22 protein-coding genes and 1 pseudogene are annotated in these 25,489 nt (G+C 70.7%); 13 read left to right on the top strand and 10 right to left on the bottom strand.

The window, feature by feature from the left end; genetic code table 11:
• Positions 1–287 precede the first annotated feature (287 nt).
• On the top strand, positions 288–1,745 hold the full coding sequence (locus tag ABR737_RS19665; RefSeq protein WP_350256854.1) for an IPT/TIG domain-containing protein: 1,458 nt from the start codon (positions 288–290) through the stop codon (positions 1,743–1,745).
• Between the two features lie 403 nt (positions 1,746–2,148).
• A pseudogene (locus ABR737_RS19660) lies at positions 2,149–2,289 on the top strand (TIGR02391 family protein); the annotation flags it as partial.
• Positions 2,290–2,421: 132 nt separating this feature from the next.
• Here ABR737_RS19660 and ABR737_RS19655 read toward each other — a convergent pair.
• The gene (locus tag ABR737_RS19655; protein ID WP_350251469.1) at positions 2,422–2,763 is read right to left on the bottom strand and encodes a hypothetical protein; all 342 of its coding nucleotides are present in this window, start codon (positions 2,761–2,763) and stop codon (positions 2,422–2,424) included.
• Positions 2,760–2,960 (bottom strand): hypothetical protein, encoded by a 201-nt coding sequence (locus ABR737_RS19650; protein ID WP_350257161.1) that lies wholly within the window; start codon positions 2,958–2,960, stop codon positions 2,760–2,762. The genes ABR737_RS19655 and ABR737_RS19650 overlap by 4 nt, the downstream gene beginning before the upstream one ends.
• Positions 2,961–3,027: 67 nt before the next feature.
• Here ABR737_RS19650 and ABR737_RS19645 point away from each other — a divergent pair, with 67 nt between their 5' ends.
• Positions 3,028–3,672: a TetR family transcriptional regulator gene (locus ABR737_RS19645; protein ID WP_350251468.1), complete on the top strand. Its 645-nt coding sequence runs from the start codon at positions 3,028–3,030 to the stop codon at positions 3,670–3,672.
• Between the two features lie 179 nt (positions 3,673–3,851).
• On the opposite strand, the gene ABR737_RS19640 is transcribed toward ABR737_RS19645, so the two are convergent.
• Entirely contained in the window at positions 3,852–5,099 is a 1,248-nt protein-coding gene (locus ABR737_RS19640; RefSeq protein WP_350251467.1) for a M6 family metalloprotease domain-containing protein, read from the bottom strand.
• A gap of 571 nt (positions 5,100–5,670) precedes the next feature.
• Here ABR737_RS19640 and ABR737_RS19635 point away from each other — a divergent pair.
• Positions 5,671–6,300 carry a TetR/AcrR family transcriptional regulator gene (locus tag ABR737_RS19635; protein WP_350256853.1) on the top strand — a complete coding sequence of 210 codons (630 nt, stop codon included), beginning with the start codon at positions 5,671–5,673 and terminating at the stop codon, positions 6,298–6,300.
• A 199-nt stretch (positions 6,301–6,499) separates the two neighbouring features.
• Entirely contained in the window at positions 6,500–8,029 is a 1,530-nt protein-coding gene (locus ABR737_RS19630; protein WP_350251466.1) for an MFS transporter, read from the top strand.
• A 303-nt stretch (positions 8,030–8,332) separates the two neighbouring features.
• On the opposite strand, the gene ABR737_RS19625 is transcribed toward ABR737_RS19630, so the two are convergent.
• Positions 8,333–8,830: a MarR family winged helix-turn-helix transcriptional regulator gene (locus ABR737_RS19625; protein ID WP_350251465.1), complete on the bottom strand. Its 498-nt coding sequence runs from the start codon at positions 8,828–8,830 to the stop codon at positions 8,333–8,335.
• 166 nt (positions 8,831–8,996) lie between these two features.
• On the opposite strand from ABR737_RS19625, the gene ABR737_RS19620 reads away from it, so the two are divergent.
• On the top strand, positions 8,997–9,764 hold the full coding sequence (locus ABR737_RS19620; RefSeq protein WP_350251464.1) for a DODA-type extradiol aromatic ring-opening family dioxygenase: 768 nt from the start codon (positions 8,997–8,999) through the stop codon (positions 9,762–9,764).
• Positions 9,765–9,914: 150 nt separating this feature from the next.
• Here ABR737_RS19620 and ABR737_RS19615 read toward each other — a convergent pair whose 3' ends face one another.
• On the bottom strand, positions 9,915–10,880 hold the full coding sequence (locus ABR737_RS19615; RefSeq protein ID WP_350251463.1) for a questin oxidase family protein: 966 nt from the start codon (positions 10,878–10,880) through the stop codon (positions 9,915–9,917).
• Between the two features lie 195 nt (positions 10,881–11,075).
• Here ABR737_RS19615 and ABR737_RS19610 point away from each other — a divergent pair, with 195 nt between their 5' ends.
• Positions 11,076–11,555, top strand: a complete 480-nt coding sequence (locus ABR737_RS19610) for a pyridoxamine 5'-phosphate oxidase family protein (protein ID WP_350256852.1) — start codon at positions 11,076–11,078, stop codon at positions 11,553–11,555.
• A 92-nt stretch (positions 11,556–11,647) separates the two neighbouring features.
• Here ABR737_RS19610 and ABR737_RS19605 read toward each other — a convergent pair whose 3' ends face one another.
• Together ABR737_RS19605 and ABR737_RS19600 are read right to left on the bottom strand one after the other, a co-directional pair.
• A complete protein-coding gene (locus ABR737_RS19605) occupies positions 11,648–12,238 on the bottom strand; it encodes a hypothetical protein (protein ID WP_350251462.1) in 591 nt (196 codons plus the stop codon).
• A gap of 122 nt (positions 12,239–12,360) precedes the next feature.
• Positions 12,361–13,020, bottom strand: a complete 660-nt coding sequence (locus ABR737_RS19600; protein WP_350251461.1) for a GNAT family N-acetyltransferase — start codon at positions 13,018–13,020, stop codon at positions 12,361–12,363.
• Between the two features lie 185 nt (positions 13,021–13,205).
• Between ABR737_RS19600 and ABR737_RS19595 the strand changes: the two genes are divergently transcribed.
• The 5 genes from ABR737_RS19595 to ABR737_RS19575 all read left to right on the top strand — a co-directional run bounded on the left by ABR737_RS19595 (position 13,206) and on the right by ABR737_RS19575 (position 19,785).
• Positions 13,206–14,207 carry a sigma-70 family RNA polymerase sigma factor gene (locus ABR737_RS19595; protein ID WP_328386260.1) on the top strand — a complete coding sequence of 334 codons (1,002 nt, stop codon included), beginning with the start codon at positions 13,206–13,208 and terminating at the stop codon, positions 14,205–14,207.
• A 273-nt stretch (positions 14,208–14,480) separates the two neighbouring features.
• The gene (locus ABR737_RS19590; RefSeq protein WP_350256851.1) at positions 14,481–15,281 is read left to right on the top strand and encodes a DeoR/GlpR family DNA-binding transcription regulator; all 801 of its coding nucleotides are present in this window, start codon (positions 14,481–14,483) and stop codon (positions 15,279–15,281) included.
• Positions 15,278–16,225 carry a 1-phosphofructokinase gene (pfkB, locus tag ABR737_RS19585; protein WP_350251460.1) on the top strand — a complete coding sequence of 316 codons (948 nt, stop codon included), beginning with the start codon at positions 15,278–15,280 and terminating at the stop codon, positions 16,223–16,225. The genes ABR737_RS19590 and pfkB overlap by 4 nt, the downstream gene beginning before the upstream one ends.
• Positions 16,226–16,537: 312 nt before the next feature.
• Positions 16,538–18,718: a fructose-specific PTS transporter subunit EIIC gene (locus ABR737_RS19580; protein WP_350251459.1), complete on the top strand. Its 2,181-nt coding sequence runs from the start codon at positions 16,538–16,540 to the stop codon at positions 18,716–18,718.
• A gap of 386 nt (positions 18,719–19,104) precedes the next feature.
• Complete coding sequence (locus tag ABR737_RS19575) at positions 19,105–19,785, top strand: hypothetical protein (protein ID WP_350251458.1); 681 nt, start codon at positions 19,105–19,107, stop codon at positions 19,783–19,785.
• 188 nt (positions 19,786–19,973) lie between these two features.
• On the opposite strand, the gene ABR737_RS19570 is transcribed toward ABR737_RS19575, so the two are convergent.
• Entirely contained in the window at positions 19,974–20,780 is an 807-nt protein-coding gene (locus ABR737_RS19570) for a TetR/AcrR family transcriptional regulator (protein WP_350251457.1), read from the bottom strand.
• A gap of 138 nt (positions 20,781–20,918) precedes the next feature.
• Between ABR737_RS19570 and ABR737_RS19565 the strand changes: the two genes are divergently transcribed.
• Entirely contained in the window at positions 20,919–22,646 is a 1,728-nt protein-coding gene (locus ABR737_RS19565; protein WP_350251456.1) for an MDR family MFS transporter, read from the top strand.
• 121 nt (positions 22,647–22,767) lie between these two features.
• Here ABR737_RS19565 and ABR737_RS19560 read toward each other — a convergent pair whose 3' ends face one another.
• Both ABR737_RS19560 and ABR737_RS19555 read right to left on the bottom strand, forming a co-directional pair.
• On the bottom strand, positions 22,768–24,099 hold the full coding sequence (locus ABR737_RS19560; RefSeq protein WP_350251455.1) for a L,D-transpeptidase: 1,332 nt from the start codon (positions 24,097–24,099) through the stop codon (positions 22,768–22,770).
• Positions 24,100–24,180: 81 nt separating this feature from the next.
• On the bottom strand, positions 24,181–25,386 hold the full coding sequence (locus ABR737_RS19555) for a CaiB/BaiF CoA transferase family protein (protein WP_350256850.1): 1,206 nt from the start codon (positions 25,384–25,386) through the stop codon (positions 24,181–24,183).
• Positions 25,387–25,489 lie beyond the last annotated feature (103 nt).

Genomic DNA, 25,489 nt, shown 5'->3' with positions numbered 1-25,489 from the left:
CCCCGGGCCTGCCGCGGACACCGCAGCTCTGGCGACCGCCCCTGCGTACCCCGCCCGGCGACCCGCACCCACGTATGGCGAACGGCCAACAAGGTGAACCTGGTCAACCTGCAGGCAGGAAGAGCACCGGACAACGCAGAGGGGAGGTCTGATGGTGTGCGATCCACTCTGACCGGCGGTTCGGCATGCCCTGATGCTGCCGAAAGGCCGTCCCGCCTCCGCACCGGCAACACATCCGAGGAGCAGGAACGACGATGGCACCCGATCCGACAATCCCCCAGGTGACCATGACCCTGGCCGCCCTCGCAGCCACCGGGGCCACCCCGCGCCCGTCCGGGGAAACCCTGGAACAGCAGACCGAACGCATCATCACCGGCATCAACGCGCAACTGAACGATCCCCGCCTTGCGACGCAGGGCGCATGGGAGCTGGTGTGGCTCGCCCTGAGCGAGGCCAACGCCAATATGGCCTACATCGCACGGAGCACCAACGGCTCGAACGAGTTCGCCGTGGTCGCTCGCGGAACAGACGCCGATCTGACCGACATCCTCGAAGACCTGGACGTCGGCACCGTCGTCCCGTTCCCCGAAAGCGGATCGCCGAAGCCCATCGCCGTTTCCAAGGGGGCGATGGATGCCTTCAAACGGGTTGTCAACGCCCAATCGATCGCCTCACCCTCCCCGAACGTCACACTCGCTCAGGCGCTCACCGCCGCGCTCAATTCGGCCTCGCCGCAGCCGACCGTCTATCTCACCGGTCACAGCCTGGGCGGTTGCATCGCCACCATGCTCGCGCCGTACCTGCAGGCACGGACCTGGCCGAAAAATCCGAAGTTCGCGGTGATCACCTATGCCGCTCCCACCGCCGGCGTGCAGAGCTTCGTCGACTACTTCGACTCCGTGCCGTGGGTCATCGACGAGCGACACAACAACGCCTACGACCTGGTACCGCACGCGTGGGCCGATCTCGACACCACCGCCGGCTGGTACCCGAACCCGGGACCGCAGGCGACCGAAGAAGTGAAGCTGCTCATCGGGACGATCTCCAAGCGCACCAAGGGCAACGTCTACGTCCAGCCCGGCACGCTGCACCCGATGAACACCAGCTACACGAGCCTTGCCAAGAACCTGGTCAACAAGACCACCCAGGACTTCCTCGGCCAGGTCGCCTTCCAGCACGCCAACTCGACCTACCTGGACCTGGTGGGAGCGCCTGCCGTCCCTTCCGGGCCGGTGGTGACCGACGTGACCCCCACCTTCGGCGCAGCAGGCGCCACGGTGACCATCAACGGCACCGGTTTCAGTAAGGACAGCATGGTCGACTTCGGCCAGTTCGCCTGCCCCACGCGCAACGTCGACTCCGACCGGAAGATCACCGCCAAGGTCCCCGACGGAACCGGCGTCGTCCACGTCCGCGTCACCAACACCCTCGGCACCTCCCCGGCCGTCGCGATGGGGCAGTTCGCCTATGGCGGACCCGCACCTGTGGTGGTCAGTGCGGTCAGCCCGACCAGCGGAAAGGTCGGCACCCCGGTCACCATCAGCGGCTCGGGCTTCGCCAATGGCGCCACCGTGCACTTCAAGGACAAGGCATCCGATTCGGTCAAGTTCGTCTCCACCGGCCAGATCACCGCAACCGCGCCCGGTCAGCTCGACGACCACCAGACGGTGAACGTCACCGTGACGGTCGGCAAGGCCACCTCTCCCACCAGCCCGGCCGACGAGTTCACCTACACCGGACGGTAACGCCCGCACGCCCCGTCACGCCCCGTCCCCGGGGCGGCTCTTCGAGCAGCCCCGGGCCCCTGCCGCCGACCGGTCGAACCGTGCCCCGGCGAGGGATCGCCGCAGGATCGTTCGCCCTGAGGCGAGCAGGCCACGAAGCTGTGCGGCACGGCCGAGCAGCTGCCGGGCGACCAGGTGTCCGGAACCCCGAGAGACCGGGCCGGAATGAGTCGAGGCACCGATGTGCCAGAGTCCTGGTACCGCGATGCGGTGGCGGCTCGACGACAGCTCCGTGCGGAGCCATGCACCCGTGGGCGTGGGAAGGGGCCCGCGCACTGTGGCGCAGCGGCCACTTCCGTGAGGCTGTCACCGCGGCGGCCGAGAAGGCCAACGCCGAGACGCAGCCGACGGCAACAGCGACACTTTCAAGAGCATTCACCGCGGCGCGATGGCCTTCGCCGAGGGCTCCTATGCCCGCATCCGCAACCCCAACAGCCATGAGGCCGGCTTGCCCGAACTACCTGGGCACGAGGCGCTGGAACAACTGGCCGCCTTCAGCGTCCTGGCCCGCTGGGTGGGGTGGTTGCCGTTGCTTGTGGCGACGGCGATGCCGATGGCGGTGGTCGGGGTTGACCACCGCCATCGGCAGCATGTGCGTTGTCGGACCGGTCGTGTCGTGGTGGCCCTGGGCGGGGTGTTAGCCGCCGATGTGCCAGCTGAGGGTGCCGTCCGCGCTGGTGAGGAGAGCCAGGAGGAGCAGGTCGGCGGCGCCGAGGGTGATGCCCAGGAGGGCGCGGCCGCGGCGGGTGGTGCCGCGGGCCAGGGACAGGCCGCCGAGGACCAGGGCACAGGGGCCGAGAAGGATGTTCAGGACCAGGGTGCCGAGCAGGCCGAGGATGAAGGAGGCCACGGCCATGCCGTCCGCCTGGGAGCGGAGGCGCGGGGTGGGCCGGTGTGCGTCCTTGGCTTCTGTGGTGGCCGCCGCGGGCGAGGGCGTCGTCGGCGAGGTCGTGGGTGTGGCTTCGCTGAGCGTGGTCATCGGGAGGTCACCTCGGCGTGGTGGCGGCGTTCGCGGAGGAAGAAGACGAGCAGCCAGCCGGCGATGACGGCGGCCGCGACGAGGGTGACGGGGACGGGGAGGTGTGCCGCGGTACCCAGCATGATCCCCATCAGGAGAAGGGCTGCGACGAGGAAGAGCATGATCTTCCTTTCCGATTCCAGAGGACAGTCGTTCACTCAGTTCCTTCAGTCTACGACTGCCCATGGGTGGAGTAGTTCAGAGAACGGCTGTTTACTGGATGATATGAGTCACAGTCTTGGAGTCCGACAGGCCCAGAAACAGAAGACCCGTCAGGCGTTGCTCGACGCGGCGCTCGGGCTGCTGGAGGAGCAGAGTCTGAGCAGCCTGGGGCTGCGCGAGGTGACGCGGGTGGTGGGGATCGCACCGACCGCGTTCTACCGGCACTTCCGGGACATGGGGGAGCTGGGTGTCGCCCTGGTCGAGGAGGCGCTGGGGAGCCTGCATGCCATGGTGCGGGCGATCCTGGCGGAGCAGGATGCGGCCGAGGAGCGGATCGACTGTTCGGTCGCGGTCGTGGAGCGGCACGTGCGCCGTTATCCGCTGCACATCAGGTTTGTGGCGCGCGAGCGGCACGGGGGTGTACGGGCCGTGCGGCAGGCTATCGCGGATGAGCTGGACCGGTTCGCGGAGGAGGTCGCGGCGGCGCTCAAGTCCCAGCCGGTGTCGGAAGGGTGGCGCGATGACGACGTGCGGATGCTGGCGGAGCTGTACGTGGACCGGCTGGTGACGACGGCCGCGGCGCTGCTTGACGCGGACGCGGACGGGGCCGAGGGGGCGGCCGAGCAGGTGGTGCAGGTGGCGCGCAGGCAGCTGCGGCTGATCAGTATCGGGCGCCGGCACTGGCGGGAGGAGGGGCGGGGGGAGTAAGCGCGGGGGAGGGAGGCAGGGCTGGGGCGAGTTGGCGGCAGGGGGCAGGGGGGGTGCGGCTGGTTGTGCGGCTCGTTTGACTTGGCGGGTGGGGGTGGGTGGCGCGGCTTTGGCGGGCGCGCGCAGGGTTCGGAGTTCGGTTGTCTTTGGCGGGTGCGCGCCGGGGTCGGTCGTCTTCGTCAGGCGCGTGCCGGGGTCACCCGTACGCGATAGGTGCCGTCCGGATTCTCCGTCAGGACGGTGACGGCTGCGCCGCTGCGACGGTCCGTATAGGTGTCGCCGGGGAGGAAGGTGGCGTCGGTCAGTTCCGGGTCGACGTATTTGTTGTCCTGGTAGCAGCCGCCGCTGTCCGGGGTGGCGTCCACGATGCGCATCGGGCCGCGGCCCGAGGGGACGTCGGTGGCGACGCGGTAGAGGAGGATCCCGGGCCGGCAGACCGTGGGGTCGAGCGGGCCGCGGGTGCGGGCCTCGGCGACCAGGGCGGTATGGGATGAGGTCGGAATGACGACGATCTTGGTGCCGCCGGGGGTGGAGACCGGGGTGAGGGTGTGTTCGCCGGGCGTCCCGCGGCGCGGGGCGCAGTGCACCTGATCGGCCGACAGCCAGCCCAGCTTCCACTTGTGCCAGCCGACGAAGTCGTTGCTCGGCCCCCAGTCCTCGTCCATCGGATCCCAGTGCCCTACCGGGGGCGAGGCGTCACGGTCGTCCGTGAAGTAGAGGTCGGGGAGCCCGAAGCTATGGGCGTTCTCGTGATTGAGCACGCGGAAGGCGCTCGCCCCCGTTTGCCGGCTCCAGATGAAGGACGCATTCCGGAACGGCACCCCGTCGGAGGTCTTCAGCCCCATGTCGCCGCCGCTGAAGGTGACCGACAGGACCGTACGGGTCGCGGGCGGGCCCGCGTTGGGGGTGGCGATGACGTTGATGACGTCGTAGTCACGGAAATCGACTATCGGGTCGACGTTGCGGACGATCTCCCGGGAGAGGGCGTGATAGCCGTCGTCCGAGGCCGGGTCGAAGCTGGCGCCCCGTCCGATGTCGTACGCCGCGAGCGGGCGGGACATGCGGATCCACCGGAACAGCGGCATGGGGTGGTAGGTCAGCCTGCCGTACGAGCTGGTGCGGAAGTAGTCCGTCGCGGCCGGGAAGAATTCGGCGAAGCGGGCGCGGGGGGACAGCGTGGCGGGGGCGTCCGGGAAGTCGATGAAGAGGGTGAGCGCCCTGACGATGCCGGATGAGCGGGCGTAGCCGGCGGGAGTCTCCGCGGATTCGGCGACGTCGTCGGTGATGCCGCGCAGGGCGCACGGGCCGCTCGGTGAGGCGCCGGGCGCGGCAGGTATGGCGACGGCGCTGGGCGGTGAGCCCAGCGCTATGGCCGCGGCCGCCGTGGCGGCGCCGACGGCCAGAACCGCGGATACCTTGTGCTTCATATCGATCACCTTGTGTTGACGGGTGATCGCTCGCGCGCGGGGTTACGTCAACTGGAGTCATGGCGGGGCCGGATGGGTCGCGATGGGGCGGGGCGGGCCGGGCCTGGGCGGGTTGGGTCTGGACCGGACTGGCCTGGACCGGCCGGGTTGGACTGGTCGGGCCTGGCTTCCGGCCGGTCCGGGGCGTCCGGGGTGGGCGGGTGAGTGCGGTTCAGGCCACGGGCGCGTGTGGTTCAGGTCATGGGTGAGTGTGTTTCAGGTCACATGGGGTCATGAAATATCCGGGGAGGTGGTCCCCGTTTAACCAGAGGTCCGAAGGAACCGGGGAGCGGTTCCCCGGTTCGTGCCGGCCCCGGCCGGGTGCCTGGCCGCTTGGTCGTCCGTGGGGGCGGTCTCGTCGGCCGGTTCGCCTGTCGGCCGGTTCGGCCTCGTCGGTCACCCGACCGGACGGGCCGGACGGCGTACGTCCGGGAATCCGGACCTTCGAGAAGTTCCGAGAAGTTCCGAGAATGTCGAGAGTTGAGGGGAGTGAGCTGCCGTGACTGCCGTCGCCGCATGCGCGAAGACCGGGATGAAGGGGCAGCCGCCCCGCCTGCGGGCCGATGCGCTGCGCAACCGGGAGCGGATCATTGCGGCCGCTCGCGAGACGATGGTCGAGTTCGGGCCCGAGGTCCCGCTCGATGAAATCGCTCGACGCGCAGGTGTCGGCAATGCGACGCTCTACCGTCACTTCGCGGATCGCCTGGAGTTGATCCACCACGTCACGCTCGCCGTCATGTCCCGTACCGCGGACCGCGCGGAGAGTGCCCTTGCCGAGGAGCCCGATGCTTTCCAAGCGCTGAGGCGCTTTGTCCACGCCGCGGTGGAGGAGCGGATCGGGGCCTTGTGCCCGCTGCTCTCCGACGGCGTCGACCGAGACCACCCCGATCTGCTCGCGGCGCGCGAACGCCTGGAAGCGGCCGTCGAGGCCGTCATGCGTGCCGCGCGCGACAGCGGCCAGCTGCGTACCGACCTCGCGGTCGGTGATCTGATGGTCGCGATCACCCAGCTCACCCGGCCGCTGCCGGGCAGCAACTGTACGAACTTCGACCAGTTCGTACACCGTCATCTGCAGCTGTTCCTGGACGGCCTGCAGGCGCCCGCCCGTTCCGAACTTCCCGGCTCGGCCGCCACGTTGGACGACCTGAGGCGCCGCTCGTAAACCGAGCCGCGCGCCGTAGCAGCGGCCTGACGCGGTCCCGCACACCTCTTACCTCTCGCACCCGTCCTCGTACCTCTCCCGCCTTCCGTATTCCGTCCCGCACGTCGCGTACTTCGTTCCGCACGTCCCGTACTTCGTTCCGCACGTCCTGTTCTTCTTCGCTCCTGTTCGCTCACTGCACCACTAGGTGGATCCCGCCATGCCTGAAACCGCCCCGTACGTCGATCCCCGGCGCTGGAAAGCGCTGATATTCATCGCTCTCGCCCAGCTGATGGTCGTTCTCGACGCGACCATCGTGAACATCGCGCTGCCCTCCGCACAGCAGGATCTCGGCATTACCGACGCCAACCGGCAGTGGGTGATCACCGCCTACGCGCTGGCCTTCGGTGGGCTGCTGCTCTTCGGCGGGCGCGTGGCCGACCTGTGGGGGCGGAAGCGGACCTTCATCGTCGGGCTCGTCGGGTTCGCGGCCGCCTCCGCGCTCGGCGGGGCCGCGGTGGACCAGGGGATGCTGCTGGGCGCGCGTGCGCTGCAGGGCGTCTTCGGTGCGCTGCTGGCGCCGGCCGCGCTGTCGCTGCTGGCCGTGACCTTCACCGAGGTGAAGGAGCGCGCCAAGGCGTTCGGCATCTTCGGCGCGATCGCCGGTGGCGGCGGCGCCGTGGGCCTGATCCTCGGCGGGGTGCTGACCGAGTACATGAACTGGCGCTGGACCTTCTTCGTCAACATCCCGTTCGCCGTGGTGGCCGCGACCGGCGCGTACCTGGTCATCCGTGAGCCCGCGGGCAGCCGTAACACCTCCCGGCTGGACGTTCCGGGTGTCATCCTGGCCACGCTCGGCCTGGTCTCGCTGGTCTACGGGTTCACCCGGGCCGAGTCCGACGGCTGGCTGGCCGGCCCGACCCTTGGCCTGTTCGCCGCGGCCGTCGTCCTGCTGCTGGCGTTCGTGCTGGTCGAGTCCAAGGTGAAGGCCCCGCTGCTGCCGCTGCGGGTGGTCACGGACCGGAACCGCGCCGGCATCTACGCGTCGCTGGGCCTGGCCGTGATCGGCATGTTCGGTCTCTTCCTCTTCCTGACCTACTACCTGCAGATCGTGAAGGGCTACACGCCGGTCATCACCGGTCTGGCGTTCCTGCCGATGATCGTCGGCATGATCACCGGTTCGACGCAGATCGGTGCCCGGCTGATGACCCGGGTCCGCCCGCGGCTGCTGATGGCGCCGGGCTTCACGGTCGCCGCGCTCGGCATGCTGGTGCTCACCCAGATCGACCTGGACACCTCTTACCCGGCGCTGATCCTGCCGGGCTTCCTGCTGATGGGTCTCGGCATGGGTACGGCGTTCATGCCGGCCATGTCGCTGGCCACGCACGGGGTGCAGCCGCGGGACGCCGGTGTGGCCTCCGCGATGGTCAACACCTCGCAGCAGGTGGGCGGCGCGATCGGTACGGCCCTGCTGAACACCATCGCGGCCAGTGCCACGACCGCGTACGCCACCTCGCACGCGGCCGGTGCGCGTTCGCTGGATCTGCTCAAGCTCCAGTCGATGGTGCACGGCTACACCACCGCCATCTGGTGGGCGGTCGGCATCCTGGCCCTGGCGGGCGTGATCGCCTTCACCTTCATCAACACCGGGCGGCCGGGGGCCGGCGGACCGGTGGCCTCGTCGGCGGACGGCGAGGGTGTGGGTGCGGCTCATGAGGACGAGGTGCCCGTCCCGGTGATGGCGCACTGAGGCGTGGTGGCGCGCTGAACCGTGGTGGTGGGGCGGCCGTGGTGGCGGGGCGGGCTCGTGAGGCGGTGGGTTCGTAGGCCCGCGGGGGCTCGTGGGGCGGTGGGTTGGTACGCCGACGGGGGTTCGTACACCGGCGGGCCCCGCGTCACCTTCCGCCGCCTTCGCCGCGCGCTCTTACCGCATTCCTACCTGACTCATAGGTGCGCCGGCCTGACTCATGGGTGCGCCGGGCCTCACCGGCCCGGCGCATTCGCGCGCGGCCCCGCCCCCTACGACTGCTGGCCGTCTCGGCTCCGCCGTCGGTCAGCGCAGCCAGGGAAGGTCGGCGCCCTTCGGCTGCAGCCCTTCGGTCATGACCTGGCAGATCTCGGCGAGTTGGCCTATCTGCTCCGGGGAGAGCCGGTCGAAGATCGCGGCGCGTACGGCGGCGACATGCCCCGGGGCGGCCTTCTCCAGCACCCGCATTCCCTCGTCCGTGAGATGGGCGTTCTGCCCCCGCTTGTCGGACGGGCAGTCCTCGCGCCGCACCCAGCCGTTCCGCTCCAGCCGCGCGATCGCATGTGAGAGCCGGGAACGGGTGATCTTGGCGTTCTGGGCCAGCTCGGTCATCCGCATCCGGCGCCGCGGTGCACGGGAGAGCTGGACGAGCAGGCCGTAGTAGACATGCGGCATCCCGGCGTCCCGCTGCAGCTGCCGGTCGAGGTGATCCTCCAGAAGCGTGGTGGCGTGGAGGTAGCACTGCCAGGCGAATTGCTCCTCGTCGCTGAGCCATCGTGGCTCGACTGCGGGTTCGATGCTCATACCATCCACTCTCTCACCACTCGGAGAGTTATTTAAGATTTAACAACGCCGGGTTAGTCTGAAAGTCGACGCTTGAACCTTCAAGCATCGTGGGGGGTGTGGCGGCCGAAGCGTCACGCACACCGACTACTGACCAGTGTGACGCTGTGGGGTTGCGATGTCCGTAATGCCGGCTCTTTATCTCAGTCATGGTGCGCCGCCGCTCGCCGACGACCCGTGGTGGCCGGGCCAGCTCGCCGCCTGGTCCGCCCAGCTGCCGCGGCCCCGGGCCGTACTGATCGTCTCCGCCCACTGGGAGGAGGCGCCGCTCGCACTCGGCGCCACCACGACCGTGCCGCTGGTCTACGACTTCTGGGGCTTCCCGGAGCACTACTACCAGGTGCGGTACCCGGCCCCCGGGGCGCCGCAGTTGGCCGAGCGGATACGCAAAACGCTGCGGACGGCGGGCATGCCCGTGGTGGACATCCCTGACCGGGGGCTCGACCACGGTGCGTATGTGCCGCTCGTGGAGATGTTCCCGGACGCCGGTGTGCCCGTACTCCAGATCTCCCTGCCCTCCCTCGATCCGCGCCGGCTCCACGCGATTGGGCGCAAGCTCGCACCGTTGCGCGAGGAGGGCGTGCTGATCATCGGCAGCGGCTTCTTCACGCACAATCTGGCGGCGCTGCGGCACGACGGCGGCGGTACACCGGCGTGGTCGGCGGAGTTCGACGACTGGGGGCGCCGGGCCCTGGAGGTCCAGGACCTCGACGCGCTCTTCGACTTCGTGCACAAGGCGCCGGCCGGCCGGCTGGCCCACCCCCGCACCGAGCACTTCGCCCCGCTGTTCGTGACCCTGGGGGCCGCGGATGCCCATGCCCAGCTGGATCGTGGGCGCAGTGTGATCGACGGGTTCTGGATGGGGCTGGCGAAGCGGTCGGTGCAGTTCGGCTGAGGGGAGCGGGCCCGGCGAATGCTCCGGAGGTCGGCGCGGCGGTGCTCCGGAGGCGAGGGTGGTGCCGGTGCCGGTGCCGGTGCCGGTGCCGGTGCCGGGTCCCGGTATCCGGCGGCCGGCCGTTCGCGTGTCGGGGTCTGCCGCCGCCCGTCAGTCGTCCTCGTTGATCAGTGCGAGAGCGTTGAGGGCCGCCGACAGGGCGCGGGTGTCGCCGTCCTCGGATACGTCCAGGGCGATGTCGGCAAACTTGATCGCATGCTCGTTGCCGTGGGCGACCGCCCGCTCGAAGATCTCTCCGGGGGTGACCGAGCCGGCGTGCGGCGCCGGGCGCGGGGTGTCGGCGGCGTAGATGGCGGTGACCGCCGAGGTCGCCGCCCAGGCCATCGCGAACGAGCTCGCCCACAGCTCGTGGGGGAGCGCGGGCAGGGTGCGCAGCACCGCGTTCGGTGCAGTGGCGGCATGCACCAGCATGATGCCGTTCCCATGGCCGTAGTCCGCGTAGTTGAGGGTGGCGGCACGGACGAGCGCGCTCAGGCCCTCACGTACGGCTTCGAGGTCATCAGGGATGCGCAAGGACTCGGTGGTGCGCAACCAGTCAGGGGTGTGCGGAAGTTGGGCGTAGCCGTGTTCCGGCGTGACGTGCTGATCGGCGATGCGGGGGAGGGCGGACAGCGCCTCGGACGGAGTGGCGCCGCCCGCGGGGCGCACGGCGGTGGGCAGGGGCAGATGGCGGGCGGCCCAGTATCCGAGGGCGTGTGCGAACTCCGCTGTCCGTGCGGTGTCTTCACCTTCCGTCAGGAGGCTGCGTACGGCGTGGCCCACACGGATCACCGGATGGGTGGCGGCACCCGCGATGCCGGGTAGCAGGCGCGGCCACCAGTCGGCGAGGAGCTCGCGCCAGGGCCGCTCGGTGACCTGGTGGGTGAAGTACGCGGTCCAGTCGGTGACCCGGCTCGCATCGCCCAGCGCCTCCCGCCAGTTGGCGTCGGTGATACGGGCACGGGCACGCGGAACGCTCTCCAGTTTGCCCCACCCGGTTCGCGGGCACCGGCCCTCACTCCGTTCGCCCCGTTCACCCCGGCCCGTATCCGTATCCGTCTCCGTCTCCGTCTCCATGTCCATACCGGACAGAGGGTGTCGGGTATTTGGGGGGAGGGTGCTGCCATGACGAGTGAGAGCGCGTGGGTCGGGGGCATCGAGGGCGGCGGAATCGTCGGAGGCGGTGCGGATGTCGAGGGTGGCGAGAAGGCCGGAGGCGGTAAGAGTGCCGAGGGGCGTGGGGGAGTCGGGGGCGGTGCGGTCGGCTGGTCGGTGGTCGAGGCGGCGGTGCCGGAGTTCGCCGGGCGGGTGCGGGAGCGGTTCGGGGCGTACCGGCACCACGTTCTGGCGACCCTCCGCAAGGACGGCGGGCCGCGGCTCACCGGCCTGGAGGCGGATTTCCGTTACGGCGAGTTGTGGCTGGGCATGATGGTGGGCTCGCGCAAGGCGCTTGATCTGCGGCGCGACTCCCGCTTCTCGCTGCATGGCAATCCGGGTCCTGGCACCGATCTGTCCGGGGGTGACGTACGGGTTTCCGGGCGGGCGGTGGAGGTGACGGACCCCGAGGTGGTCGCCCGCTATGCGGCGGTGGTGAAGCCGCCGGATCCGTTTCATCTCTTCCGGGCGGAGCTGACGGAGGCGTTGTACACGTCCGTCGAAGACCCGTATGTGGTACTGGAGAGCTGGGTACCGGGGCGGCCGCTGCGCACCATCCGGCGGACGTCCGACGATGCGGCGCTACGGATGGCGTGACGGGCAGGGGCGTGACGGGCGGCGTGGCGAGGGGCGTGGCGAGGGGCGTGACGGGTGGCTTGGTGGCCAGCGGGGTGAAGGGTGCGGTCGGCTCAGTGGGTGGCCACGGGGAGGCTGTGGTCCCGGTCCCTGTCGCCCCTGTGGGCCCGGTGCGGCTTGTGGGGGCGGTGTATGCCGTGCGGCTCGCGGGCGCGGTGGGTGCGGAAGACGTACAGGGCGACGACGAACATCACGGCGCCCAGGGTGAAGCCGAAGGCGGACGACTTGAGGATCGACTCCCCGCCGAGGCTGTAGACCCAGCCGATCGAGCAGCCGAAGAGGGCGCCGTACGCGATCGCCCGGGTCTCGGTGATCATGGACGACTGGTAGTGGGCCACCACCAGTCCCAGCACGCCGGACACCACGGCCGCGGCCAGTCCGTACAGCATGGCCGGGCCACCCTTGGTGCCGTCGGTGTGGGTGCGGAAGATGGTGAAGCAGCCGAAGGCGAGGGCCGTGATGATCGGCAGGGAGACGGTCGCCGGGATGTGCCTTGCCCGCTCCGCCAGGCCTGCCTTGCCGGCCGGTCGCGGGGCCCGCTGCGGGTCACGGGACCGGGTGTTCGCCGTCGCGCCGTGTTCCACGTCGACGGTGCCGTGTGAGCGGGCGGCCCTGGCCTCGTGCCGCTGAGCGTGCTGGTCCATGACGGGCTCCTCTCGATGCGTCCCACTGCCTCGCTGTCCCGCTGGCCCTCCTCACCAGGCGACACCCGGGGGCGGTCCGCGTCAACCGGAACGGCGGGTTGCGGAGGCGGCGCGGAGCGGGGTCAGCCCAGGTCCTTCTGGTACCAGGCCACGTCCCAGTAGCGGCCGAATTTGCGGCCCACCTCCGTGTACGTACCGATGTGCCGGAAGCCGAAACGGGTGTGCAGGCGCGTGGAGGCCTCGTTCGGCTGGGTGATCCCGGCGTAGGCGCGGTGGACGTCCTCGTCGGCCAGCGCCTCGAACAGGGACGTGTAGAGCAGCGTGCCGATGCCCCGGCCGGCGGCCTGCGGGGCGCAGTAGACGGTGACCTCGACGGAGGGGGCGTAGGCGGCCTTCGGGCGGAATGCGCTGCTGGTCGCATAGCCGAGCAGCGCGCCTCCGGGGCGGTTTGCCCCGGGGGCCGCAGTTCCGGTCAGTGTCCCGGTCGCCGCAGTTCCGGTCCGCGCCCCGGGTCCCGCAGTCGCGGCCCGTGCCTCAGGTGCCGACGTCGGCCCGTTGTGCGGGTTTTTCGTGTGATCTGTCGCTTCCTGGGCAACCAGAAGGCGATGGGGGCCGTCTTGGGGGTGGGAGAGCAGCCACGGGCGGCGCTGGTCGGGAGTGAAGGGCTCCAGGTCGAAGGTGATGCATGTCTCACGGATGTAGTGGTTGTAAAGATCCGTAAGGGTCGGAAGGTCGGCTTCCGTGCCCGCCCTGACCTGCACTTCTCCCTGCTCACGCAGCATATGACCTCCCTGGGTGGCCGCGCAGGGTACTGCATGATCAGAAAAATAGCGGGGCGGCGTGGGAATTCTGTCCGGATTCCAGCCGTTGTTTCCTTCGGACGGGTCGCTACGTGAGCATCGGTTTCGATGCCCCTTCCGGCCCGCCCACCGTCCCGCGACCGACTCATCGCAAAGGGAGCACACGCATGGCAACCCGTGCCGTCGCCCGTCGTCAGGAAAGCAGCAGCGGTTCTGACGGGGCCCGCAGCGTTCGCGCCGTAGGCGGGGAGATCGCCGACCGCGACCTGGTCGGCATGTACCTCGACGAGATAGCGCGAACGCCACTGCTCGACGCCGCCAAGGAGGTGGAGCTGTCCCAGACCATCGAGGCGGGCGTTTACGCCCAGCAGATCCTGGACGGCGAGGTCACCGACGGCAATGCCGCAGCCGCCAGCCGCGAGGAGCTCGAGGCGCTGGTGGAGGAGAGCGCGAAGGCCAAGGACATCTTCATCCGGTCCAACCTCCGCCTGGTGGTTGCGGTCGCCCGTCGCTACCCGCGTGCCGGGCTGCCCCTGCTGGACCTGATCCAGGAGGGCAACGCCGGTCTGGTGCGTGCCGTGGAGAAGTTCGACTACGCCAAGGGCTTCAAGTTCTCGACGTATGCGACGTGGTGGATCCGCCAGGCCATCACCCGCTCCATCGCCGACCAGTCGCGCACGATCCGGCTGCCCGTGCACCTCGTCGAGGAGCTGGGCCGGATCCGTCGCGTGCAGCGCGAGTTCAACCGTGAGAACGGCCGTGACCCGGAGCCGGCGGAGGTCGCCGGTGAGCTGGGCTCCACGCCCGCCCGCGTCACCGACGTACTCGACTGGGCGCGCGACCCGGTCAGCCTCAACATGTCGGTGGACGACGACGGCGACACCCAGTTCGGCGATCTGCTGGAGGACACCTCCGCGGCCTCACCCGAGCAGTCCGTGCTCACGCTGCTGCGCAGCGAGGAGCTGGAGGATCTGATCGACCGCCTCGACCACCGCACCGCCTCGATCATCAAGGCGCGGTACGGCATAGAGGACGGCCGTGAGCGCACGCTGACCGAGGTCGGCAAGCAGCACGGTCTGACCCGTGAGCGGATCCGGCAGATCGAGAAGCACGCCCTGCTGGAGCTGAAGCGGATGGCGCGTGACACGGGATTCGACGCCGCCGCCTGACGGGTGCGCGCTCTCGCGCGTGCCGACATCCATGGCAAGGCCTGTGCCTGTAGAGGACGAGCCCCGGTGCCCTTCGTGGCGTCGGGGCTCTGTTGTGTCCGAGGGGGAGGGGGCCCGTGGGAAGAGGGGCCCGCGGGCAGAGGGGGCCCGCTCGGCCAGGCTGTGATGTCTGTTTGAGTCTGCGTGAAGTCCATTTGTGTTTACATCGCGGATGTGCCGCCGTAGCATCGCGTCGAAACCACAGGTTCGGGCATGGAACGGACAGGCACGCTGATGTATGCACCGGAGCGCCAGCAGGAGATTCTGCGGCTCGCCCGTGAGGGCGGCCGGGTCGATGTGCTTTCCCTCGCGGAAGAGTTCCAGGTCACCGCCGAGACCGTGCGGCGCGATCTGAAGGCCCTGGACCGGGCAGGCCTGGTGCGCCGGGTGCACGGCGGGGCCATCCCGGCCGGCCGCCTGGACTTCGAGCCCGACCTCGCCGAGCGGGACGCCGTCGCCGCGGACGAGAAGCAGCGCATCGCGCGGGCCGCGCTGGCCGAGCTTCCCGGTGGCGAAGGCGGCCCCGGTGGCCCGGGCGGTTCGGGCGGCTCCGGGAGCGTCATTCTGGACGCCGGTACGACCGCCGCCCGGCTCGCCGCCGAGATCCCGCTGGAGGCCGAGCTGACCGTCGTCACCCACGGCCTGCCGGTCGCCGCGCGGCTGGCCGACCACCCCGGGCTCACCCTCCACCTCGTGGGCGGCCGGATCCGGCGCCGTACGCGGGCCGCGGTCGACGACTGGGCGCTGCGCGCCTACCGCGAGGTCAACGCCGATGTGCTGTTCCTCGCGACCAACGGCTTCTCGCTCGACGGCGGCCTGACCACCCCCGACCTCGCGGAGGCCGCCGTCAAGCGGACGCTGATCGCCGCCGCCCGCCGCGTCGTCCTCCTCGCCGACTCCGCCAAGTTCGGGCAGCAGCACTTCGCCCGGTTCGGTGAGCTGTCGGATGTGGACCTGCTCATCACCGACACCGGCCTGAGCCCCGACGACGCCCTCGCCATCGAATGCGCGGGCACGGAAGTAGTACGCGCATGATCCTCACCGTCACCCCCAACCCCAGCCTGGACCGGACGTACGAGATCCCGGCGCTGGACCGCGGGGCCGTGCTCCGGGCCACCGCCGACCGGATCGACCCCGGCGGCAAGGGTGTCAATGTCTCGCGGGCGGTCGCCGCCGCCGGACACCGCACCCTGGCCGTACTGCCCCTGGGCGGTCCGGCCGGCGCGGCGCTGGCCGCTCTGCTGGGCGCCGAGGGCATCGAGGTGGCGGGGGTGGAGGTGGCCGGCCAGACCCGCTCCAACATCTCGGTCGCCGAACCCGACGGCACCCTGACGAAGATCAACGCGACCGGGCCCGAGCTGACGGCGGACGAGTCGGAGGCGCTGCTCAGCGCGGTCGGCGAGCGCTCGGTGGGGGCCGACTGGATCGCCTGCTGCGGCAGCCTGCCGCGCGGTCTGGCGCCCGAGTGGTACGCGGAGCTGGTGGCCCGCGCCCACCGCGCCGGCGCCCGGATCGCCCTGGACACCTCGGGCCCGTCGCTGACCGCGGCGCTGCGCGAACGACCCGACATCGTCAAGCCGAACGCCGAGGAGCTGTCGCAGGCCGTCGGCCGGCCGCTCGCGACCCTCGGCGATGCGGTCAAGGCCGCCGAGGAACTGCGCGCGGGGGGTGCCCGCGCCGTACTGGCCTCCCTGGGGGCGGACGGCCAGCTCCTGGTCGACGCGGAAGGCGCCTACTTCGGCAGCGCCCCGGTCGCCGCCGTCCGCAGCAATGTCGGCGCGGGCGATGCCTCACTGGCGGGTTTCCTCACCGCGGGCGGTACGGGACCGATGGCGCTGGCCGCCGCACTGGCCCATGGCGCGGCCGCCGTTCAGCTGCCCGGCAGCCTGATGCCGACGCCGGCCGATCTGGAGACCTCGGCGGTCACGACCACCGATGCGGTGCCGCTCCACCGCGTGCTGACGGAGCCGGTGTCATGAGGGCAGCGCCTGGTGTCGCGGTGGCCGCTGTTCCCGCGCCTGCCGTCCCTGCGCCTGCCGTCTCCGTGGCCGCTGTTCCTGCGCCCGCCGTCCCCGTCGCCTCCTGGTCCCCTGCGGCCTCCCGGACCTCTGCGGCTCTCCGGACCCCCACGGCCTCCTGGCCCCCCACGGCCTCCTGGCCCCCTGTGGCTCCTGGTCCTCCGCGACCGACCCCTCGTTCCCTCCCTCCGGTCCACGCCGGGAGGCGCCCCAGCCACCCCCCGTTCCGTCCCCACCGCCCGCACGGCGGTACCGCGCGCAAGGGAGCCCGCGATGAGTGAGCTGATCACCGCGGAACTGGTCGACCTCGACCTGTCCGCAGAAACGAAGGACGCCGCCGCACGGTCCCTGGCCGAGCGGATGGCCGCCCACGGTCGCGTCACCGACCTGGAGGGCTTCCTCGCGGACGTAGCCGCACGGGAGGCCCAGATGCCGACCGGTCTGGACGGCGGGATCGGAATTCCGCACTGCCGCAGCGCGCATGTCACGGAGCCGACGCTGGCCTTCGGACGCAGCGCCTCCGGCATCGACTTCGGTGCGCCGGACGGGCCGGCCGACCTGATCTTCCTGATCGCGGCCCCGGCGGGCGGCGACGCGGACCATCTGTCGATCCTCTCGACCCTCGCCCGGCATCTGATGGACGAGTCCTTCACCGGCGCGCTGCGGTCCGCCACCGAACCGGAGCATACGGCGGCCCTGATCCGCGGGGACGCGCCGGCGGAGGAACCCTCGGCCCCGACACCGACACCGGCCTCGGCCTCGGATGAGGACGCGCGCTCCGAGGCTGCCCCTGGGACCACCCCGGAGGCTGCCCCCGACTCCACCCCCGAGGTTGTCCCTGAGCCGTCCTCGGAGGCCGAACCTGCCGCTGAGGGCGCCCCTGAGAGCGCCCCCGAAGCCGCCCCTGGGACCACCCCCGAGGCTGTCCCCGACGCCGCCCGCAAGACCCCCGCCCCCAAGAGCCCCGCCCAGGCCGCTCCCTTCCGTATCGTCGCCATCACCTCCTGCCCCACCGGCATCGCGCACACCTATATGGCTGCCGAATCGCTGGAGAAGGCCGGGCAGGCGGCCGGCGTCGAGGTGTCCGTCGAGACCCAGGGCTCGGCAGGGTTCAAGCGGCTCGATCCGCAGCTCGTCGCGGACGCGGACGGTGTGATCTTCGCGCATGACGTGGAGGTGCGGGAGAAGGAGCGGTTCGCCGGGAAGCCGACCGTCGATGTCGGGGTGAAGGCGGGCATCAACCGCCCCGCCGAACTCATCGCCGAGGTACGGCAGAAGGCCGAACGCGGCGAGGCGTCCGCCCCCGCGCGTGCCGCCGCTCCCATGGACAAGGACGCCGCCACGGGTGACGGCTTCGCCACCCGCCTGCGCACATGGCTGATGACCGGCGTCAGTTACATGGTCCCGTTCGTCGCCGCGGGCGGCCTGCTCATCGCGCTCGCTTTCGCCATCGGCGGCTACACGATCAACAAGGCGCCGTCCGTCGCCGACCACTTCCTGTGGACCGAGTCCACGAGCTGGGCGGCCCTGCTCTTCCAGGTCGGCAACGTCGCGTTCGGCTTCCTCGTCCCGGTGCTGGCGGGCTTCATCGCGTACGGCATGGCGGACCGGCCCGGCCTCGTTCCCGGCTTCGTCGGCGGCGCCATCGCGCTCACCATCAACGCGGGCTTCCTCGGCGGTCTGATCGCCGGTCTGATCGCGGGTGCGGTGGTGATGGCGATTCAGCGGGTCGGTATCCCGCCGGTGCTGCGCGGCATCATGCCGGTCGTGGTCATCCCGCTGATCTCCTCGGCGATCGTCGGCTTCCTGATGTTCCTCGTGATCGGCAAGCCGATCGCCGCGCTGCAGAAGGGGCTGACCGACTGGCTGTCCGGCCTCACCGGCGCCAACGCGATCATCCTGGGCGTGATCCTCGGCCTGATGATGTGCTTCGACCTGGGCGGCCCGCTGAACAAGGTCGCCTACGCCTTCGCGGTCGGCGGCCTCGCCAACCCCAACGAGGGGAGCCTCAAGGTCATGGCCGCGGTGATGGCGGCCGGTATGGTGCCGCCGCTGGCGATGGCGCTGGCCACGACCGTCCGCGGGCGGCTCTTCACCAAGGCCGAGCGGGAGAACGGCAAGGCGGCCTGGGTACTCGGCGCCTCCTTCATCACCGAGGGCGCGATCCCCTTCGCCGCCGCCGATCCGCTGCGCGTCATCCCCGCCGCGATGGCCGGCGGCGCGGTCACCGGCGCCCTGTCGATGGCCTTCGGCTGCACCCTCCGCGCCCCACACGGCGGCATCTTCGTCGTCCCGCTGATCGGCCAGCCGTTCGTCTACCTGCTCGCCATCGCCGCGGGTACGGGCGTCAGCGCGGCCCTGGTGATCCTCCTCAAGGGCCTCCGCAAGCCACCGCGGACCCGTGCGGCGGACTCGCCGGCCGAGGGCGAGGCCGAAGTGACCGCCGCCGCCTGATCCTCGCCGCCTGATCCCCGTCCCCGCCTGGAGCCCCTGTCCCCGCCTGGAGTTCCGTTTCCTCCTCCCGAGCCCCGACCCGACCTCGCCTGGAGCCCCGTCCTCTCCCGAGCCCCGACTCCGCGCGAGTCCCGTCCCCGCCCGAACACCCCGAGGCCTCCGCCGACACCCGGTGGAGGCCTCGGCACGCCCGCCCTCCACCGCGCTCCACGACGGGCTCTGACGGAACGCGCCGCGAAGTTACTCGTGCGTTAGCAGATCTTTAGCAGCCGCGGCGAGAGTCCTGGGTGTCATGCCGAAGGGCACCAGACACCCGGTACCAGGCACCAGGCACCCGGCACCCGGCACCCGTTGCCAGGCACCATTTACCACCTCGGGGGATCCTCATGTCGCTCGCCACCACCACCCTGCGCCGCGGTCGTCGTCTCGCCGTCGCTTCCCTCATCGCCGCCGCGGGGCTCTCGCTGACCGCCTGCCAGAGCGGGGACGGCAAAGCGTCGGCCGCGCCCTCCGCGGCGAGCAGCCAGGCCGCGAACGGCGGCTCGAATGCGGGGGATGCCCCGTCCGGTGGCTCGGCTTCCGGTGGCTCGGCCTCCGGCGGTTCCTCTACGGGTGGTTCCTCCGCAGGTTCGTCCTCGACGGGCGGGCAGGCGGGCGGTGGCTCCGGGTCCGCCGCGGGGAAGGGCACCTCTCACACGAGCACGACCGGAGGCCAGGGTTCCGCGACGGGCAGCTCCGGCGGACAGGGCGGTGCCTCCGGCGGCCGTAAGGGCGTCAGCGGCACCTGGACCGGCAAGCTGATGTGGCTTACCGAGGACAAGCTGACGGTGGCCCCGGACAGCGGTCCGGAGCAGGCGTTCCACCTCCTCGACAGCACCAAGGTGCTCGGTGCGGCAGCCCTCTGCGAGGCCCCCGACGGCCGAGTCCACACGGACGCCTCCGGCTACGGCACCACCCCGTGCACCCTCGACGACGCGCGCAAGGCGGCCAAGATGGGCAACGTCGACGTCCGGGTGACCGTGACGGGCGGCACCGCCACGAAGATCGCCGAGCGCTACCACCCGTAAGCCCCCGCCGGGTGCAACGCCTCGTCAGCCGGGACGCTACCGCCCGTCAACCCGGCCCCGCAGCCCCACAGCCCCCAGACCGGTCCAGCGGTCGTCGGAGCATCAAGCATCCGACGGCCGCTGGACCGGTATGAGGGGCCCGCTGCCCACGTTCCCGGGGGCTCGCCACTTTCCCGGGGAGCCCGCGCTCAGATCCCCAGCCGGGCCGCGATGCCGTCGAGGACGCTGTCGAGGCCGGTTTCGAAGCGCCACTGCGGGTCGTCCTTGCGGGTGGCCTCGAGGAGATAGCGGTGGTAGGTGGGGTAGCGCCCGGTGCCGATCAGGTAGCGCATCTGCGGGGCGAGGGCGAGGCGCAGGTCGTCGTTGCTGGCCGCGCCCTGTTCCCGCATCAGGGAATAGTGGGCGCACTCGGCCGAAACCGCCCCGTGAACATAGGAGTTGACGGTCCCGAGCACGGCCATCATCGCGTCGACGTCGAGTCCGAGGCCGTCCAGGGAGGCGAGCCCGCGCTCGGCCATGGCCATCCGGTGGGGGGTGAGCGCGCGCAACGACTGCGGCGAGGAGATCTGGATGAGCCAGGGGTGGCGCAGCACGATCTCCCGGGAGCGCAGCGCGTTGGCGCGCATGACGTCGCGCCAGTTCTCCACGTCGTCGGGGAGCGTGAGGTCCGCGTAGACCGCGTCCGTCATCAGGTCCAGGACGTCGGCCTTGCCGGAGACATAGCGGTAGGCCGCCATGGGCGCGACGCTCAGCTCGGTGGCCAGGCGCCGCATGGTGACGGCGTCGATGCCGTCGGTGTCGGCGATGCGTACGGCGGCCGCGGCGATCTTCTGCGGGGTCAGGGTGGCCCGCGGCGCCGGCGCCGGGCGGTCCAGGCGCTCCCAGAGAGAGACCGCCGCCGGGTCGGACGCGTCCGGAGTGCCCGGCGTGTCCGGGGCCGGCCCGGACGGCAACGGCTGCCCGTTCTTGGCTGCGCCGGGCTTCTTGCCGGTCATGGCGCTCACTTCCTTCCCGCTTCCCGGGTCCTGCCGAAGTATCGCGTACAACGTATCAATTGTAGACGCTGTACACGCTGATGTGTACGTTGTATCCAACCGATACGTAGTACACGTGACATGCGAGGGGGCGCAGCAATGGCGGTCAACGGCACGACGGGAGCGGCCGATGCGACGGGAGCGGCCGACCGGACGGGAGCGAAGGGCCGGACGGGAGCGACGGACGAGACGGGCGAGGGGACGCCGAGCGGCGGGACCCGCCCCCCTGGGTCCCTGTACTTAGGGGTCTTCGGGCTGCTGCTCGGGATGTTCCTGGCGATGGTGGACGGTCTGATCGTGGGTACGGCGCTGCCCACGATCGTGGGGGAGCTCGGCGGGCTGGACCAGCTGTCGTGGGTGGTGACGGCCTATCTGCTCACCACCGCCGTGGCGACACCGATCTGGGGGAAGGCGGGCGATCTCTACGGCCGCAAGGGCACGTTCATGGCCGCGATCGCCCTCTTTCTGGCCGGGTCGATGCTGTCCGGGCTGGCGCAGGACATGGCGCAGCTCATCGCCTTCCGGGCCCTGCAGGGGCTGGGCGCGGGCGGGTTGATGGTCGGGGCGCTGGCGATCATCGGGGTGCTGGTACCGCCGCGGCAGAGCGGCCGGATGCAGTCGATGATCGGTGCCATGATGCCGGTCGCGTTCATCGGGGGGCCGCTGCTGGGCGGCTTTCTCACGGACCATCTGAGCTGGCGGTGGGCGTTCTACGTCAATCTGCCGATCGGGGTGGTGTCGCTGGTGATCGTCGGGGGCTGGATCCGGCTGGGCCGCACGGAGCGGAGCCCGGCGCGGATCGACTACCCGGGTGTGGTGCTGCTGTCCGGCGCGATCCTTGCGCTGACCCTGCTGGCCAGTTGGGGCGGCGTCCGGTACGGGTGGCGGTCACCGCAGATCCTCGGGCTGGCGGCCGTGAGCGTGGTGGCCCTGGCCTGGTTCGTACGGGTCGAGCGGCGGGCCGTGGAGCCGGTCATCCCGCCCCGGCTGTTCCGCAGCCGCAACTTCACCCTGGCGCAGATTCTGAGCTTTCTCATCGGCGCGGTGATGCTCGGGATGACCAGCTATCTGCCGCAGTACATGCAGTTCGTGCAGGGCCTGTCGCCGACGGCCGGCGGTCTGCTGTTGCTGCCGCTGATGTTCGGGATGCTGGGCGTGCAGCTCGGCACCGGGGCGCTGATCAGCCGTAACGGCCGCTATCGGATCTACCCGATCCTGGGGGGCGGGGTGCTGACCGCGGGCGTACTCGTCCTGCTGCTGCTGGGCAGGGAGACCGCGACGGCGCTGGCCTCCGGGCTCACGGTCGTCGCGGGGATGGGCATCGGGTTCGTCATGCAGAGCACCATGCTGATCACCATGAACAGCGCGGAGCCCCGCGACATGGGCGCCGCCAGTGGCACCGTGACGCTGCTGCGTACGGTCGGCGGCTCGCTCGGTGTCGCCCTGCTGGGCGCCGTCTTCACCGGCCGGCTGCACAGCGGGCTCGCCGAGCGGCTGGGGGAGGGCGCCGCGGACCGGCTGACGGGAAGGGCCGGGCAGTTGACGCCACAGGCGCTGGACGGGCTCGCCGCACCGGTGCGGGAGGCCTACCGGGCGGCGGTCACCAGCGGGCTGCACGGTGTCCTGACCGGAGCCGCGGCGCTGGCGGCGCTCGGCTTCGCGGCCGCCTGGTTCGTACGGGAGGCTCCGCTGCGGAGCACGGTGGATCCGGACGGCCCGGCAACCCCACACAGCCCGGCCCATCCACACGGTCCGGCGAAGTCGCCCAGCCCGGCGAAGTCGCCCAGCCCGGCGGAACCGCACAGCCCGGCGGAACCGCGCCCCTGAGGTCCGCCCCTACGGAAGCCCGCCCCTTACACACAAGCCCGCCCCGCGCGCACAAAACGGTTGCCGGCCCCGTCCGGGACCGGCCACCGTCTCTGTGCAGCTGTTCTGCGGGCGCTGGCCGTCAGGCCGCGCTGCCCGCCTTCCAGTCGGACCAGGACAGGTTCCAGCCGTTGAGGCCGTTGTCCGGCTGGACCGTCTTGTCGTGCGAGTTCTTCACGATGACGACATCGCCGACCAGCGACTCGTTGAAGAACCACTTGCCCGGGGTGTCGCCACCGCCGCCCTTGCTGTCGCGCAGGCCGACGCAGCCGTGGCTGGTGCCGGAGTTGCCGAACACGGAGGACGGGCCCCAGTAGTTGCCGTGGATGAAGGTGCCGGACGACGACAGACGCATGGCGTGCGGGACGTCCTTGATGTCGTACTCACCACCGAAGCCGACGGTCGAGCCGTCCATCCGGGTCTGCGCGAACTTCTCCGAGATCACCATCTGGCCGTTGTAGGTGGGGTGGTCGGCGCTGCCGCCGGAGATCGGGATGGACTTGTAGGTCTTGCCGTCGCGCTTGACCGTCATGGTCTGGGTGTTCATGTCGACGGTGGAGACCTGCGAGCGCCCGATGGTGAAGGACGCTGTCTTGGACTGGACGCCGGTGATGCCCTGGCCGCCCTTGACCCCGTCCAGGTCGATCTTCATGGTGATCTTGGAGCCGGCCTTCCAGTAGTCCTCGGGCCGGAAGTCCAGGCGCTGGGCGCCGAACCAGTGGCCGACGACCTCCTGGCCGCTGCTGGAGGTCACCGTGATGTGGGACTGGACGTCCTTCTTGTTGGTGATCGCCTTGTCGAAGTTGAAGGACACCGGCATGCCGACGCCGACGGTCTTGCCGTCGTCGGGGGTGTAGCTGCCGATGAAGCTGTTGGCCGTGGAGACCGTGGTGAAGGAGGCGTTCTCGGTGGCGGGCCGGCCCTTGGCGTCCTTCGCGTTCGCCACGATCTTGTACTTGGTGCCGCGCTCCAGCTGGGCGCCGGGCTTCCAGGACGAGCCGTCGGACGATATGGCACCGGCCACGGCCGTGCCGGAGTCGGCGGCGGTGAGCTTCACATCGGTCAACTTGCCACCGGTGACCTTCACACCGGTGTCGTTGATGCTGGCGTTGGTGGCGCCGTCCTTGGCCGAGACCTTGATCTTGGCGTCCGAGGCGTCCTTCTTGGCCGCGGCATCCGCACCGGCCTGGCCGTTCTTGCCGTCGTCATTGCCGCCGGCCGAGGCGTCCCCGCCACAGGCGGACAGGGCCAGCGCACCCGCCGCGAACAGGGCGGTGACGGCCAGAGTGCGGCGCATCCGGCGGTGCGGGCGCGGCGCACCGGACGCCGGCTGCTCGGCTGACTGGAGCAGCTGGTGCGGAGTGCGGGACCGTGCGGGTGCGGGGTTGTCCGGCGATGTCACGAGCTGCTCCATACAAGGGTGTTGTGATTCCGTGCTGGTAAACAGCACCAACGGGCAGATTTGGTTGCGGGTGGGGCCCGGTTGTGACGAAGGTCACATATGCAAAGGGAGGGGTTGGTCGGCCGGTCCCGATAGCCAGGTTCGCAGTGGCGCGCCGTGTTCGTCCAGGCGGGGTGGAGCGGAGGGTTGGGTCACCGGCGTGGCCGAAAGGCGGAGCGGGCTGGTGACTTGGGGGATACGACCCTCGCCGACGGAGGCTACCGGATCGAGGCCCAGCCGCTCCGCCAACTCCAGGGCCTCGGAGAGGCTGTTGACCGGACCGCAGGGCACCGAGGCCGGGGTCAGCCGCTCGGTCCAGGCCTGCGGGGTGTCGGTGGACAGGAGGTTTTCCAGTACTTTGATGAGATCTGCCCGGTTTTGCACCCGGTCCTGATTGCGGGCGAACCGGACGTCTTCGGCGAGCTCCGGTGCGCCCAGTACCTGCGTCAGCGCCCGGAACTGACGGTCGTTCCCCACGGCTACCGCCAGCGGCTGCCCGTCCCGGCAGGCCAGCGTCTCGTACGGAGCGATGCTCGGATGGCGGTTGCCCATCGGGCCCGGGTCGTGGCCGGTGGCCAGGTAGCCGGAGGCCTGGTTCACCAACGAGCCCAGCAGGGAAGAGAGCAGATTCACTTCCACCAGCTGCCCCTGGCCGGTCCGGTCGCGGTGGCGGAGCGCGGCGAGGATGCCGGTGGCGGCGTCCTTTGCGGTCAGGACATCCACCAGGGCGACACCTGCCTTCAGGGGCGGCCCGCCGGGCTCGCCGGTGATGCTCATCAGCCCTCCGACGGCCTGCACCACGAAGTCGTAGCCGGGCAGCGCGGCGCCGGCGCCGGACCCGAAACCGGTGATGGTGCAGTGCACCAGGCCGGGGTTGGCGGCGCGGGTGGCGGTGTGGTCCAGGCCGTATGCGGCGAGCGAGCCGGGGCGGAAGTTCTCGATCAGTACATCGGCCCGGCGCGCCAGCTCACGGGCCGCGGCGGCGTCGTCCGGGTCGGCGAGGTCCAGGGCCAGGCCGCGCTTGGAGCGGTTCGCGGCGTCGAAGTACGCGGCCGTCCTGCTCCGCTGCGCTCCGCCTTCGCTCTCTGACGGGTCCCCGGAAGCGGAGTCGGGGGCGAACGGCGGGCCCCAGGCGCGGGTGTCGTCGCCGGTGCCGGGACGCTCCACCTTGATCACCTCGGCGCCGAGGTCGGCGAGCGTCGCGGCGGCCAGCGGACCGGCCAGCACCCGGCTGAAGTCCGCGACGAGGATGCCTTCCAGGGCGCGGGCGGGTGGCTCGGCGGCTCCTGCGTCTCCGGCTGCCGCGCTGGTGACGTTTGTGGCGTTTGCGGCTTTCGTGGTGCTCTTGGCGGTCCTGGGGCGC

It is taken from the genome of Streptomyces sp. Edi2, from assembly GCF_040253635.1.
Taxonomy (GTDB): domain Bacteria; phylum Actinomycetota; class Actinomycetes; order Streptomycetales; family Streptomycetaceae; genus Streptomyces.
Note: the sequence above shows the minus strand (reverse complement) of the source record. Positions and strands in the feature narration are given on the sequence as shown.

Coding starts and splice junctions, on each gene's coding strand:
- ABR737_RS19665 (WP_350256854.1), top strand. CDS start 288: ATGACCCTGGCCGCCCTCGCAGCCACCGGGGCCACCCCGCGCCCGTCC.
- ABR737_RS19655 (WP_350251469.1), bottom strand. CDS start 2,763: ATGACCACGCTCAGCGAAGCCACACCCACGACCTCGCCGACGACGCCC.
- ABR737_RS19645 (WP_350251468.1), top strand. CDS start 3,028: ATGAGTCACAGTCTTGGAGTCCGACAGGCCCAGAAACAGAAGACCCGT.
- ABR737_RS19640 (WP_350251467.1), bottom strand. CDS start 5,099: ATGAAGCACAAGGTATCCGCGGTTCTGGCCGTCGGCGCCGCCACGGCG.
- ABR737_RS19635 (WP_350256853.1), top strand. CDS start 5,671: ATGAAGGGGCAGCCGCCCCGCCTGCGGGCCGATGCGCTGCGCAACCGG.
- ABR737_RS19630 (WP_350251466.1), top strand. CDS start 6,500: ATGCCTGAAACCGCCCCGTACGTCGATCCCCGGCGCTGGAAAGCGCTG.
- ABR737_RS19625 (WP_350251465.1), bottom strand. CDS start 8,830: ATGAGCATCGAACCCGCAGTCGAGCCACGATGGCTCAGCGACGAGGAG.
- ABR737_RS19620 (WP_350251464.1), top strand. CDS start 8,997: ATGCCGGCTCTTTATCTCAGTCATGGTGCGCCGCCGCTCGCCGACGAC.
- ABR737_RS19615 (WP_350251463.1), bottom strand. CDS start 10,880: ATGGAGACGGAGACGGAGACGGATACGGATACGGGCCGGGGTGAACGG.
- ABR737_RS19605 (WP_350251462.1), bottom strand. CDS start 12,238: ATGGACCAGCACGCTCAGCGGCACGAGGCCAGGGCCGCCCGCTCACAC.
- ABR737_RS19600 (WP_350251461.1), bottom strand. CDS start 13,020: ATGCTGCGTGAGCAGGGAGAAGTGCAGGTCAGGGCGGGCACGGAAGCC.
- ABR737_RS19595 (WP_328386260.1), top strand. CDS start 13,206: ATGGCAACCCGTGCCGTCGCCCGTCGTCAGGAAAGCAGCAGCGGTTCT.
- ABR737_RS19590 (WP_350256851.1), top strand. CDS start 14,481: ATGTATGCACCGGAGCGCCAGCAGGAGATTCTGCGGCTCGCCCGTGAG.
- pfkB (WP_350251460.1), top strand. CDS start 15,278: ATGATCCTCACCGTCACCCCCAACCCCAGCCTGGACCGGACGTACGAG.
- ABR737_RS19580 (WP_350251459.1), top strand. CDS start 16,538: ATGAGTGAGCTGATCACCGCGGAACTGGTCGACCTCGACCTGTCCGCA.
- ABR737_RS19575 (WP_350251458.1), top strand. CDS start 19,105: ATGTCGCTCGCCACCACCACCCTGCGCCGCGGTCGTCGTCTCGCCGTC.
- ABR737_RS19570 (WP_350251457.1), bottom strand. CDS start 20,780: ATGACCGGCAAGAAGCCCGGCGCAGCCAAGAACGGGCAGCCGTTGCCG.
- ABR737_RS19565 (WP_350251456.1), top strand. CDS start 20,919: ATGGCGGTCAACGGCACGACGGGAGCGGCCGATGCGACGGGAGCGGCC.
- ABR737_RS19560 (WP_350251455.1), bottom strand. CDS start 24,099: ATGGAGCAGCTCGTGACATCGCCGGACAACCCCGCACCCGCACGGTCC.